Annotated in this window: 9 protein-coding genes; 6 read left to right on the forward strand and 3 right to left on the reverse strand. The window is 69.8% G+C overall.

What is annotated here, in order from left to right:
• Window positions 1-353 precede the first annotated feature (353 nt).
• A complete protein-coding gene (locus tag M3U25_RS07960; RefSeq protein WP_242160619.1) occupies window positions 354-971 on the reverse strand; it encodes an HAD-IA family hydrolase in 618 nt (205 codons plus the stop codon).
• Between the two features lie 299 nt (window positions 972-1270).
• On the opposite strand from M3U25_RS07960, the gene M3U25_RS07965 reads away from it, so the two are divergent.
• The 6 genes from M3U25_RS07965 (at window position 1271) to azu (ending at window position 8537) form a co-directional block, all read left to right on the forward strand.
• The gene (locus M3U25_RS07965) at window positions 1271-3955 is read left to right on the forward strand and encodes a TonB-dependent receptor (protein ID WP_355503833.1); all 2685 of its coding nucleotides are present in this window, start codon (window positions 1271-1273) and stop codon (window positions 3953-3955) included.
• Between the two features lie 210 nt (window positions 3956-4165).
• Window positions 4166-5737 carry an NAD(P)/FAD-dependent oxidoreductase gene (locus M3U25_RS07970; protein WP_355503831.1) on the forward strand — a complete coding sequence of 524 codons (1572 nt, stop codon included), beginning with the start codon at window positions 4166-4168 and terminating at the stop codon, window positions 5735-5737.
• Window positions 5734-6162 (forward strand): cytochrome c, encoded by a 429-nt coding sequence (locus M3U25_RS07975; RefSeq protein WP_355503828.1) that lies wholly within the window; start codon window positions 5734-5736, stop codon window positions 6160-6162. Before M3U25_RS07970 ends, M3U25_RS07975 begins: the two co-directional genes overlap by 4 nt.
• A 45-nt stretch (window positions 6163-6207) precedes the next feature.
• Window positions 6208-6714 carry a RidA family protein gene (locus M3U25_RS07980; protein ID WP_242160550.1) on the forward strand — a complete coding sequence of 169 codons (507 nt, stop codon included), beginning with the start codon at window positions 6208-6210 and terminating at the stop codon, window positions 6712-6714.
• 32 nt (window positions 6715-6746) lie between these two features.
• Window positions 6747-7934, forward strand: coding sequence for a pyridoxal phosphate-dependent aminotransferase (locus M3U25_RS07985; RefSeq protein ID WP_355503826.1), 1188 nt, complete (start codon window positions 6747-6749; stop codon window positions 7932-7934).
• A 162-nt stretch (window positions 7935-8096) separates the two neighbouring features.
• On the forward strand, window positions 8097-8537 hold the full coding sequence (gene azu, locus M3U25_RS07990; RefSeq protein ID WP_355503835.1) for an azurin: 441 nt from the start codon (window positions 8097-8099) through the stop codon (window positions 8535-8537).
• A gap of 122 nt (window positions 8538-8659) precedes the next feature.
• On the opposite strand, the gene M3U25_RS07995 is transcribed toward azu, so the two are convergent.
• On the reverse strand, window positions 8660-11434 hold the full coding sequence (locus M3U25_RS07995) for a LuxR C-terminal-related transcriptional regulator (protein ID WP_355503824.1): 2775 nt from the start codon (window positions 11432-11434) through the stop codon (window positions 8660-8662).
• Window positions 11435-11657: 223 nt separating this feature from the next.
• Window positions 11658-12950: a glutamate-1-semialdehyde 2,1-aminomutase gene (hemL, locus tag M3U25_RS08000; protein WP_355503822.1), complete on the reverse strand. Its 1293-nt coding sequence runs from the start codon at window positions 12948-12950 to the stop codon at window positions 11658-11660.
• Window positions 12951-13180: the final 230 nt, after the last annotated feature.

The following is a 13180-nucleotide window of genomic DNA, read 5'->3' on the forward strand; positions in this document are numbered from 1 at the left end:
TCACGTCACGTGCAGGCAAGCGCCTGTGGGAGGGACTTCAGTCCCGACGCGATGACCGGTGGCTGCCGCAATGCGGGGGTGATGGCCTTTGGGGTTCGCGAGACCATCGCATCGCGCGTCGCGGCTGAAGCCGCTCCCACAGGTGGGCATCGCGCCAGCGGTCACGTGACGTGCAGGCAAGCGCCTGTGGGAGGGACTTCAGTCCCGACGCGATGACCGGTGGCTGCCGCAATGCGGGGGCGATGGCCTGTGGGGTCCGCGAGGCCATCGCATCGCGCGTCGCGGCTGAAGCCGCTTTAATTCACCCTTGTGGCTGCGGCAGGGCGCGTCTGCCGCGCGGGTAGGCGCGATGCCTAGGCCAGGCCATGCCGCGCCAGGGCGCGGCGCACGGCGCGGGCGCCGCTGGCGGTTTCGGCGCGCATGCCGATGGCGCGGGCGCCGCGCACGTTGACGAACAGGTCGTCGATGAACAGCGCGTGCCGCGGGGCGACGCCGAACCGCTCGAGCGCCCGCCGATAGACCTCGGCCTGCGGCTTGCGTCCGCCGAGTGCGCCACTGCACAGCACCCGGCCCTGCAGCAACGGAAACAGCGCCGGCACGATCTGCTCGACCGCCTCGGCCATCAGCGCGCCGTTGTTGGTCAGCACGCCGATGTCGACGCTGCCGGCCAGTGCCAGGACGCGCTCGACCACGCCGGGATCGCCGCGGCTGGCGACGACGCGCGCGGCGATCCAGTCGGCCTCGCGCACCTGCCTGTCCAGGCCCTGCCCGAGCCGTTGCAGGTAGTCGGCGGTGGCGATCTCGCCGCCGTCGTAGGCGGTTTCCAGTCCGGACGCGAACAGCGCCTGCCGCACCTGTGCCGGTTCGCAGCCGCACTGCTCGGCCAGGCAGGCGATACGCGCCGCGCGGGTATACCCGGCCAGCACGCCGTCGAAATCGAGCAGCAGCAGGCGCGGGCGCGGCAGGGTCAACGCGGCCATGGCGCGGGCGGCGGTACGCAAGGGCGGTACTGGGGCATGCGACGGGTCGTGGGTGGGGCACCCGAGATTAACCCAGTCCCCGCCGCGGCGAACGCGGCTACCCGCGCGGTGCCGCCGGTCGCGCGCGGCCCACCCGCATGCGGCCCACCTACCCCTCGACTGCGGCCGCTCGCCGCACCTCCCTGGCTATGGTTCCTCCGCGCCGCGTTCGCGGCGTCGCCGGTCGGGGGACAGGTGCGTTTCCACGCGATATCCACGTCATCCAGGGGGTCTTGGGCATGAGCAAGCGATTGAAAACGCATCGTCTGGCGAAGTCGGTGCGCAGGGGGCTGGGGAACGCCGGGCATCGCCACGGAACGGCCACGCTGGCGTTGGTGCTGGCCGCCGCGCAGGCGCTGCCGGCACTGGCGGAAGACGCGGACGGCCAGGCCAAGACGCTGGACGCGATCACGGTGATCTCCACCGGCACGCGCAAGGCCAACATGGCGGTGACCGACAGCCCGGCGCCGATCCAACTGGTGAGTGCGGAGATGCTCAAGCAGTCGGCCGCGCCGGACCTGATCAACGCCATCGCCAACCAGGTGCCGTCCTACAACGCCAACCAGACCGGCAACGACATGGCGAGCCAGACGCTCACCGCCAGCCTGCGCAGCCTCTCGCCCAACCATACGCTGGTGCTGGTCAACGGCAAGCGCCGCCACATCACCTCCAACGTCAACACCACCACCGGCGCGGCGTCGGCGGACCTGTCGTTCATCCCGGCTGCGGCGATCGACCACGTCGAAGTGCTCACCGACGGTGCCGCGGCGCTGTACGGCTCGGACGCGATCGCCGGCGTCATCAACATCATCCTGAAGAAGAACCACGACGGTGGCGAGGTGGATGCCGGCTATGCCGGCTACAAGGACGGGGGCGGGGGGACCGATTCGTGGGGCGCCAACATCGGCTTCGGCAGCGATGCGGCGTACTTCAGCCTCAGCGCCGAGGTCGAGAACCGCAAGACCGTGTACCGGCTCGGCTCCTACAGCTACGCCGACTGCGTGGCCAACTACGCCGACTGCTCGGCGGTCAATCCGAGTATGGCCGCCTTCCTCGCCGACGACGTGCGCGGCATGACCCTCAACCCGCGCTTTCCCAACGTCAACGCCTGGCTCAATCCGCCGGAAGTGCACCGCAAGGTGCTGTTCTTCAACTCCGGCGCGGTGCTCAGCGACACGCTCGAGTTCTACGCGTTCGGCAGCTTCGGCAAGAAGACCGCGCAGTCGGAGGAGAACTACCGGCGTCCCAGCCAGGATGGCGGCTATGTCGATCCGGCCACCGGCACGGTCAGCCACAAGTACCCGCTGGGCTTCAATCCGTCCGAGGCCTCCGACGAGGTCGACTACGAGCTCACTGCCGGGCTGAAGGGCGTGCTGGCCGACTGGTCCTGGGATTTCTCCAGCAGCTATGGCAAGAACAAGATGGACGTGTACACGCTGAACTCGATGAACTTCAGCCTGTGGCAGGAGGACGGCTACTCGCCCGAGGATTTCTACGACGGCAGCTTCTGGGCCAGCCAGTGGACCACCAACCTCAACGCTACCCACGATTTCGAGGTCGGCCTGTCGCAGCCGCTGACCTTCAACGCCGGCATCGAGTACCGCCGCGACGGCTATGGCATCGATGCGGGCGACCCGACCTCGTACTACGGCGCCGGCGCCTCCTCCTTCCCTGGCTACAACCCGCTGTTCAACACCGGGTCCTACAGCCGCCACAGCTACGCCGCCTATGCCGACGTGGTGTTCAATCCGACCGAGAAGTGGCTGCTGGACGTGGCCGGGCGCTACGAGAACTACAGCGACTTCGGCAGCAAGGTGGTCGGCAAGCTGACCACCCGCTTCGACCTCAGCGACACGTTCGCGGTGCGCGCCACCGCCAGCACCGGCTTCCGCGCGCCGACCCTGCAGGAAGGCTACTACTCGGCGGTGCAGGTCGGCCCGACCAGTGCCACCCCGACGCTGCAGCCCAACAGCGCGGCCGCCGAGGCGCTGGGCTTCGGCAGCCTGAAGCCGGAGACCAGCACCAACTACAGCCTGGGCTTCGTGTTCCGGCCGATGCCCAACCTCGACAGCACGCTCGACGTCTACCGCATCACCATCTCCGACCGCATCGGCGTCGGGACCTTCGAGTATTCCCGGGCCGGGGAGCCGGGCGACACCAACGGCGACGGCGTTCCCGACGCGAGCTACAACACCGCGCTGGGCCAGGCCCTGGTCGACTTCGGCTACCTGGGCGGCATCGACCCGTCCGCGCCGGGCGGCTCGCTCGACGCCACCGCGCGCCAGAACATCTCCGTGGCGATCTTCAACAATGCGCTCAAGACCCGCAGCAGCGGCGTGGACTGGGTGACCAACTACATCAGCGAGTTCGACTGGGGCTCGATCGACTGGATCCTGGCGGCCAACTACAACAAGACCGAGGTGCTCGACGCCAAGCCGGCGCCACAGGTGCTCGGCGGCGCCACCATGTACAGCGCGGCGACCCTGATCAACCTGGAGAACAACGCGCCCAAGTACCGGGTCAACCTGGGCGCCACTTTCAACATCGGCAAGTTCAGCCTGCGTGTGACCGAGGCGATCTACGGGCCGCAATACCAGCTGGTCACGCCGTACGACGACTGGAACGGCGATGTGTTCCCCGACAGCGTGCTCCGCAAGCTCGACGTGGTCGACGTCAACGGCGCGCCGTACTACAAGCAGGAGATCGGCACGCTGGCGCTGACCAACGTCGAGTTGACCTACCGCCCCACCGAGCGGCTCACGGTCAGCATCGGCGGCGACAACGTGTTCAACACGTATCCGGACAAGATCCCGGCGGCGGCCTACGACTACCTCGAGAAGAACTACCTCAGCTACTACAACTCGCCGTACCTGACCGGCAGCCCGATCGGCTACTTCGGCGCGCGCTACTACGCCAAGCTCACCTACCGCTTCTGAGCCGCGCCCGCTTGAGCCCTCTCCCCCCGGGAGAGGGGGTGGGGTGAGGGTGCGGCGGCCGCAATCCCCGCCAAGCACCCACCCCCACCCACCTACCCACTCCATCGCGGCCTACCCGCCGCAGCCGACCTGCGCCGCCGTCGCGGCGGCTATGGTCGATCCGCTATCCGCGAGGCGATGTCCACGATGCACGCAGCCCCCAAGGGAGCCATGACCCGCCGCCAGTTGCTCGCCAGGATCGGCCTGGCCGGCGGCGGCGCGATGATGTACCAGGCGATGCATAGCCTGGGCCTGGCCGCCGAATCGCGCTTCGCCGGCGTGCCGCGGCTGGACGGCGACGCCCGCGGCGCCTCGGTGCTGGTGCTCGGCGCCGGCCTGGCCGGCCTGACCGCGGCCTACGAACTGCGCAAGGCTGGCTACCGCGTCCAGGTGCTCGAGTACAACGCGCGTCCCGGCGGCCGCAACTGGACGCTGCGCGGCGGCGACCGCTATACCGAACTGGGCGGCTTCACCCAGCAGTGCGGATTCGACGAGGGCCTGTACCTCAACCCCGGGCCGTGGCGCATCCCGCACCACCACAAGGCGGTGTTGTCCTATTGCAAGCAGTTCGGGGTGGCGCTGGAGCCGTTCGTGCAGGTCAACTTCAACGCGCTGCTGCACAGCCAGGCCGGCTTCGGCGGCAGGCCACAGCGCTTCCGCGACATCGACGCCGACTACAAGGGGCACGTGGCCGAGCTGCTGGCCAAGAGCACCAAGCAGGGCGCGCTGGACGCGCAACTGCAGCGCGAGGACCAGGAGATCCTGCTCGAGTCGCTGCGCAACTGGGGCGCGCTGGACAAGGACTTCGGCTACGTCAAGGGCCGCGAGAGCAGCGAGCGCCGCGGCTTCGCCAAGTATCCCGGCGGCGGCCTGTCCGGCAAGCCGCAGTTCTCCGAACCGTTCACTACCGAGGACATCCTGCGCTCGCGGCTGTGGACCACGCTGGCGGCAGGCAACAACTACGAGATGCAGACCGCGATGTTCCAGCCGGTCGGCGGCATGGACCAGATCGGCAAGGCCTTCGCGCGCCAGCTCGGCGATGCGATCCGCTACGACGCGCGGGTCACCCGCATCGACCAGGATGCGCACGGGGTCAGCGTCGCCTATGAGGCGGACGGCAGCGAACGGCTGGCCAAGGCCGACTGGTGCGTGTGCACGATCCCGCTGTCGATCCTCAGCCGAATCCCGATCGCGGTGGGCGAGAAGATGGCCGCGGCCATCGGCCAGGTGCCGTATGCGGCCTCGGTCAAGGTCGGCCTGCAGTTCAAGCGCCGCTTCTGGGAAGAGGACGAGGCGATCTACGGCGGCATCAGCTACACCGACCTGCCGATCACCCTGATCAGCTATCCGAGCACCGGCTTCCAGCGCGCCGGCAAGGGCGTGCTGCTCGGCGCTTACGTGTGGGGGCTGGAGGCGTTCGAGTTCACCTCGATGCCGCCGCCGCAGCGCGTGGCCAAGGCGGTGGAGTACGGCACCCACCTGCATCCGCAGTACCCGCGCGAATTCGACAACGGCATCGCCGTGGGCTGGCACCGGGTGCCGTTCACGCACGGCTGCTTCGGCGTGTGGAGCGATGCCGCACGCGCCGAACACTACGAGAACCTGTGCCAGATCGATGGCCGTATCGCCCTGGCCGGCGAACACGCCTCGTACATCCCGGCCTGGCAGGAAGGCGCCATCACCTCGGCGCTGGACGCGATCGAGCGCCTGCACCGGCGCGTGGTCAACGGAGCTAGCGCATGAAGCTGGATCGTTCCTGGATGCTCGCCGCGGCGATCGTCGCCGCCCTCGTCGCGCTGATGCTGCCGCCGGGGATCGGCCCGGCCGCGGCGCAGAGTTCCGACGCCACCCCGCTGTATCCGCAGGCCGAGTTCACCACCACCTCCGGCGCCACCGTGTACGCGGCGATCTGCCAGGGCTGCCACATGCCGGGCGGGCAGGGCGCGCGCGGCGCCGGCGAGTATCCGGCGCTGGCCGGCAATCCCAAGGTGGCCGCGGCGCCCTACGTGGCGATGATGGTGCTCGACGGCCACGGCGGCATGCCCGGCTTCGCCGACACGCTCAACGACCGCCAGGTCGCCGAGGTGGTGCACTACGTGCGCAGCCAGTTTGGCAACGACTATCCCGGCCGGCTCAGTGCCGAGGACGTGCACGCGCTGCGGCACTGAGCCGGCCTGGCTTTCCTTTCCCGTTCCGATCGCAAGGAGTTCCGCATGCGCCATCGCGTCGTTTCCCGTTCGCTCCGTGTCGGCCTGTGCGCCGCGTTGTGGCTGCCCGCGCTGGCCGGCGCCGCCGAGATCGTGCGCCACAAGATTCCCAACAGCGATTTCCCGATCTCCGCGGCGGTGGAGATCCCGGCCGGCAAGACCACGGTCTATCTCAGCGGTGCGGTGCCGCGGCCGCTCGATCCGGCCGCGAAGGATGCGCCGGCCAGCTACGGCGACACCAAGGCGCAGACGGTCAGCGTGCTGTCGCAGATCAAGGCGCAGTTGGAAGGCATGGGCCTGGGCATGCGCGACGTGGTCAAGATGCAGGCGTTCCTGGTCGGGGATCCGGCGCTGGGCGGGAAGATGGATTTCGCCGGCTTCATGGAGGGCTACCGGCAGTTCTTCGGCACGCCCGAGCAGCCCAACCTGCCGGCGCGTTCGGCGTTCCAGATCGCCGCGCTTGGCAATCCGCTGTATCGCATCGAGATCGAAGTGGTCGCGGTGCGTCCGTAGTGCCTTCGCCACGTTCTTGCCAGGAGTCCGTCATGCAGCAGTCGTCGCCTTCGCGCCGCCGGTTCCTTCAGCAGTCGGCGCTGGTCGCCGCGGCCGGCCTCGGCACACCGTGGCTGGCGCAGGCCGCGCCCACGGCGGCGCCGGCCGCCAGCGCCGCACTGGCGCCGGTGCTGATCAACGCCAACGAGTATCCCGGTGGCCCCTCGCCGGCAGCGCAGCGCGCGATCGCCGCGATCGCCTCCAGCGGCGGGCGCTACCTGGGCGAACTGCAGCTCGAATTGCTGCAGACCCTCGCCACCCAGCTCGGTGTGGGCCTGGATCATCTGATGGCCTACGCCGGCTCCACCGAGCCGCTGGACTACGCCATGCTGGCGTTCACGTCGCCCGCTGCGTCCCTGGTCACCGCCGATCCCACCTACGAATCCGGTTGGCGCGCGGCCGCGCGCAATGGCGCCAAGGTGATCAAAGTGCCGCTCCGCAAGGACGACGCGCACGACGTGCAGGCCATGTGCGCCGCCGACGCCCATGCCGGAGTGATCTACATCTGCAATCCGAACAACCCCACCGGCTCGGTCACTCCGCGCAAGGACCTGGAATACGCGCTGGCGCACAAGCCCAAGGGCAGCGTGCTGGTGGTCGACGAGGCGTACCTGCATTTCTCCGACAGCGCCAGCAGCATGGTCGACCGCGTCGCCGCCGGCGACGACGTGATCGTGCTGCGCACCTTCTCCAAGCTCTATGGCATGGCCGGCATCCGCCTGGGCTACGCGGTGGCGCGCCCCGAGCTGCTGGCCAAGCTCCAGTTCTACAGCATCAACAGCCTGCCGGTGACTGCGGTCGCCGCAGGCCTGGCCAGCCTGCGCGATCCGGCGCTGGTGCCGCAGCGGCGCGCGCTCAACAGCGCCATCCGCGGCGACGTGGTGCGTTGGCTCGGCGCGCAGGGATACGCGTGCACCGCCTCGGAGAGCAATTGCTTCATGGTCGACGTGAAGCGCCCGGCGAAGGAGTTCATGGATGCGATGGCCACCTATGGCGTGTTCGTCGGCCGCAGTTGGACATTGTGGCCGGAGCGCTCGCGCATCACCGTCGGCACCGCGGCGGAGATGGCGCGGTTCAAGCAGGCGTTCGCGCAGGTCGCCGCGGGCAAGCGCGGGCCGCTGCCGGTGCCGGCGCCGCTGGCGTCGCACGATCCGCTGCATGGATTCTTCCGCAACGCCTAGCGACTGCGCATGCCGCATGCCGCGATGCGCGCAAAGTTCGACGTTGACAAGCATTTGCGCGAAAGCGGACAGTCGTGGCGCTGCGCAGGCAGCGCGTGGTGCCGCACATGACGTCGCTGCGCCGTTTCCATTGCCAAGGAGTTTTTCTTGAAAGCATCCTCGCTGTCCCCCTTGCTGGTCCTCGCTGCGCTCGCGTTCGCGCCGGCGGCCTGGGCCAAGACCTGTGCGGTGACCATCACCGGCACCGACCAGATGTCCTTCGACCAGACCCAGATCAAGGTCGCCGCCGACTGTACCGAGGTGGCGCTGACGCTCAAGCACAGCGGCAAGCTCGCCGCGGCGGTGATGGGCCACAACTGGGTGCTGACCAAGACCGCCGATTTCCCCGCCGTGGCCAATGCCGGCGTCAGTAGCAGCCTGGCCGACAGCTACCTGCCCAAGAACGATGCGCGGGTCATCGCGCACACCAAGGTGATCGGCGCCGGGCAGTCGGACACGATCACCTTTTCCACCGCCAAGCTCGCCAAGGGCGGCGACTACACCTTCTTCTGCTCGTTCCCGGGGCACTGGGCGGTGATGAAGGGCAAGTTCGTGTTCGGCTGAGGCACATCGCGCGCAGCGCGCGGTACGGCGGCGAAGTGTTGCGCGTGCCGGCGCCGCGGATGAGCACGGCAGCGCTCGCGCCTGCAGGACCCTGATGGCACGCAACGCGCGTGTCGCCGCGTTCAGTCCGCTGCGCGCTCCGACGGTGCCGCGCGCTGCAGCAGCCCGCGTTGCAGCGCGTTGGCCAGGGCGGCCTCACGATTGCCGGCCTGCAGCTTGCGGTACAGGTTCTTCAGGTGGAACTTGACCGTGTTCTCCGACAGCGCCAGGCGCCGCGCGATCTGCTTGTTCGTGTCGCCTTGCGCCAGCAGCGCCAGCACTTCCAGTTCGCGTTCGCTGAACAGTTCGGCGCCGTTGTCCTGGTCGTGACGCAGCTTGTCGAGCAAGGCCTGGATGGTCATTGCCAGCGTGGTGTTGGGCGCCGCCTGCGGGTCCTGCTGGCGCGCCATGCGCAGCAGCGCCTTGCCCGGCACGCCCAGTTCCAGCAGGCATTGCCAGGCCTGGGTGGTGGCCACGTGCTGCAGCGCGTGGCGCAAGTAGGGCAGGGCGGCGGCGGATTCGCCGCGGTCGTGCAGCACCAGGGCGATGCGCGCGCGTGCGCGGGCCAGGTGCACCTGGTTGTCGGTGGCCACGCAGCGTGCTTCGACACCCTGCAGCACCGCCAGCGCGGCGCGAGTGCGTCCGCCCAGGCGATGCCAGCGGGCCAGGGCGAAACCCAGCGCGGTCAGAAAGCGCCAATCCTGCGGCTGCGCCAGGGCGTGCGTGAAGCGCGCCTCGCCGCTGGCACGCGCGATCAGCAGGTCGATCGCCGGCGACGGCGGCTGGTCGAGCAGCACGTGCAGCCGCCAGGCCAGCGCCAGGTCGGCGAGCCGGCTCAGGTGTCGGGCATGCGCGATCCGGTCGATGCGGTCGAGCAGGTCCAGTGCGGCGCGGCCGCTGCGGTCGTGCTGGCGCGCCAGTACCAGGGCGGTCTCGTAGCCGGCGGCGTACACGTCCAGCCAGCCGTCGTGCTGTTCCAGGAACGCCAGCGCCGGCTGCAGACAGTCGGCCGCCGCGTCGTAGCGGCCGTGTTCGCATTGCACTTGCGCGAGCAGGCATTGCCCCACCGCCTGCAGGGTCGGGTCGAGCTGCTGCTGGCGCTGGCCGATGGCCAGCGCCTGGCGGCAGGTGGCCTCCGCCCGATCCAGTTGGCCACGGTAGAACTGGCTCTGCGCCAGGTGGGTCAGCGCATAGCTGACGCCGACCTCGCTGCCGCTGGCCTGCATCGCGGTGCCGGCCAGTTGCGCATAGCGTTCTGCGTCGGCGAAATCGGCGCGGCCCAGCGCGGTGGTGGCGCAGATGCACCACAGGGTGCCGCGGCCCAGGCTGTCGTCCGCGTCCAGCGCGGCGGCCTGTGCGGCGATCTGCGCCAGCCCGCGCCGGTTGGCGCAGACCTGGTCGAGCAGGTCGCGCAGCAACGCCACCACCACCGTGTAGTCGCGTTCGAACGGCGCGCGCATCGGTTCGGGCAAATCACGGAATCGCTCCAGCAGGGTCTGCGCGTGCGCGAACTCGCCCAGCTTCATGTGCAGGTAGGCCTGGGTCAGGGCCAGCGCCGGCTGCTCGCCGATGCAACGCCGCGGAAAGCGGCGCAGCAGCGCTCGAACCGGCGCGGTGCCGTGGCGCAGCAGCAATTGCCAGGTGCCGGCACGGGCGATGCAGTCGGCGGCGCTGTCGATCGCGCCGCCGCGCACCGCGTGCCGCACCGCCTCCGGCAGTTGTCCGTGTGCGTCGAACCACTGCGCAGCACGCCGCTGCAACTGCGGTGCCAGCCCGGGCGTGGCGCGTTCCAACTGCTGGGACAGGTAATCGGCGAACAGCGGATGGAACCGGAACCATTCGTGCTCGCCGTCCAGGGTCACCAGCAGGCCCTGGAAGTGCGCCAGCCGCTCCAGCAGGCGGCCGCTGTCATCGCGCTCGCGCACCGCGTCGGCGAGCGCGGCGTTGAACCGTTCCAGCGGCGAGAGCTGCAGCAGCAGCGTGCGCAGTTCCGGATCCAGGTCGTTGAGCACCTGTTCGGCCAGGTACGCCGCCAGCTCGGCGGTACGTCCGGAGAAGCGGCTGAGGTCGTCGCGACGGCGTTCGTCGCCGCCCAGCCACAGCCCGGCCAGTTGCAGCGCCACCGCCCAGCCCTCGGTCTGGCGACGCAGTTGCCGGGCCATCGCCAGCGGTACCTGCGCGCCCAGCAGCGCCGCCGTCTCCGCCTCGTCCAGGGCCAGCTCGCGGGCGCCGATGCGCTCCACCTGGCCCTGCAGCGCCCAGCGCGCCAGCGGCAGCGCCGGCGCGCGCCGCGTCGCCAGCAGCAGGTGCAGTTGGCCGCCGGCGTGTTCGACCAGCCGCGTCAGTACCTCATCGAGCGCGCTGGCCTGGCCGCGGTCGTAGTCGTCGAGGATGACCAGCAGGCGCCGCGGCGCGGCGCGGATCGCACGGACCAGGCTGGGCACGGTGACGGCCGCATCGAGATCCTGCCCTTGCTGCTGCAACGCGGCCTGCAGCGGCGCGCCGAGTTCGACCCCGGCATCGCGCACGGCCAGCGCCAGGTAGGCGAGGAAGCGCCCGGGGTCGGCATCGTCCTCGTCCAGCGACAGCCATGCCACCGCGGCTTCGCCACGCTCGCGCAGGCGTTGGTGCCATTGCCCGAGCAAGGTGGTCTTGCCGAACCCCGGCGGTGCCAGCAGCAGGGTCAGCGGCAGGTCGGCGGCGCGGTCCAGGTGCTGCAGCAAGGCCTCGCGCGCCACCGTGGCCACGCGCACGCGCGGCGGTGCGAGCTTGTCGACCAATACCCAATCGGGCACGGCGGCGCTGTCGTGCGTGGACGCAGGAAAACGCGGGTTCAACAGCGTGACAGGCTTGGGCATGTCGCCAGCAATGTCTTCTGCAGCGGTCGCCCTTGCGCCCTCCGGCGGTTCGGTTGACGGGACGGAACCGGACGCGCGCCGCCGTGCCGCACGGAGTGCGGAACGGTCTTGGCCGCGTAGGTTCCACGGGTCCCCACCCTGGTGCCGTCCGCTGGCGTTGCCTGTCGAACTTATGCCAGCGTTGCCACAAAAGCAAAGCCGCCCACGCCTGCCCGCGGTTCGTTCAGCCGGCGGCGACCGCCGCAAACGCCTCGCGCGCCGCGGCCAGCGTGGCCTCCAGCACCGCGTCGTCGTGGGCGCTGGACAGGAAGCCTGCCTCGTAGGCCGACGGCGCCAGGAACACGCCGCGCTCGAGCATCGCGTGGAAGAACCGGTTGAACGCGGCGGTGTCGCAGGCGGTGGCTTGCGCATAGGTCTCCACCTTTTCCGTGGTGAAGAACAGCCCGAACATCGCCCCGACCTGGTTGGTGGTGACTGCCACGCCGGCCGCCGCCGCAGCGGCCTCCAGCCCGGCGCACAGCTGTGCGGTGGCCGCGTCCAGGCGCTGGTGGAAGCCCGGTGCCTGGATCAGTTCCAGCATCGCCAGTCCTGCGGCCATCGCCACCGGATTGCCGCTGAGCGTGCCGGCCTGGTAGATCGGCCCGGACGGCGCCACCTGCCGCATCAGCTCGGCGCGCCCGCCATAGGCGCCCACCGGCATGCCGCCGCCGATGATCTTGCCGAAGGTGGTCAGGTCCGGCGTCACCCCGTAGTGCGCCTGCGCGCCGCCCAGCGCGACGCGGAAACCGGTCATCACCTCGTCGAAGATCAGCAGCGCGCCATGCTGCGTGCACAGGTCGCGCAGGTGCTGCAGATAGCCCGGGCGCGGCGGAATGCAGTTGGCGTTGCCGACCACGGGCTCGATGATCACCGCGGCGATCTCGTGGCCGATCCGTTCGAACAGTTCGGTGGCGCCCTCGGCATCGTTGTAGGCCAGGGTGGCGGTGAGTTCGCTCAGGCCCGCCGGCACGCCCGGCGAGGTCGGCACGCCCAGGGTCAGCATGCCGCTGCCGGCCTTGACCAGGAACGAGTCGCCGTGGCCGTGGTAGCAGCCCTCGAACTTGACGATGCGGTTGCGCCCGGTGGCGCCACGCGCCAGGCGCACCGCCGACAGCGTGGCTTCGGTGCCGGAATTGACCATGCGCACCATCTCGCAGGACGGCACCAGCCGGGTGATGGTCTGCGCCATCGTCACCTCGGCCGGACACGGCGCGCCGAACGACAGCCCGTCGCCGATCGCGCGCTGCACCGCCTCGCGCACCGCCGGATGGTTGTGGCCGGCGATCATCGGCCCCCACGAGCCCACGTAGTCGATGTAGCGGTTGCCGTCGACGTCGTACAGGTAAGGGCCATCGGCGCGTTGCACGAAGAACGGCTCGCCGCCCACCGACTTGAAGGCGCGCACCGGCGAATTGACGCCGCCGGGAATCAGCGACTGCGCTTGGCTGAACAGGGCGTGCGAGCGGGAATGGTTCATGAGCGGAAATCCTTGACGATGCTGGCCGGGCCGATCGGCCGGGCACGGAGCGAGGCCCTCTATTGTCGCGGCTGCCGCCGATGCGCGCCATGTCGCCTACCCGGTCCTGCGCCACCTACCCGTCGCCGCCGTCGCCGCGCCGCGATTCGCTGCCTAGGATCGGAACGTCCAGGGGCGCATGACCCGATTGCCGATGGGAATCGGGCATGCGATGGGCGGAGTGTCCACCG

Source organism: Xanthomonas sp. PPL134, assembly GCF_040595915.1.
In the GTDB taxonomy this organism is placed as follows: Bacteria; Pseudomonadota; Gammaproteobacteria; order Xanthomonadales; family Xanthomonadaceae; genus Xanthomonas_A; species Xanthomonas_A indica.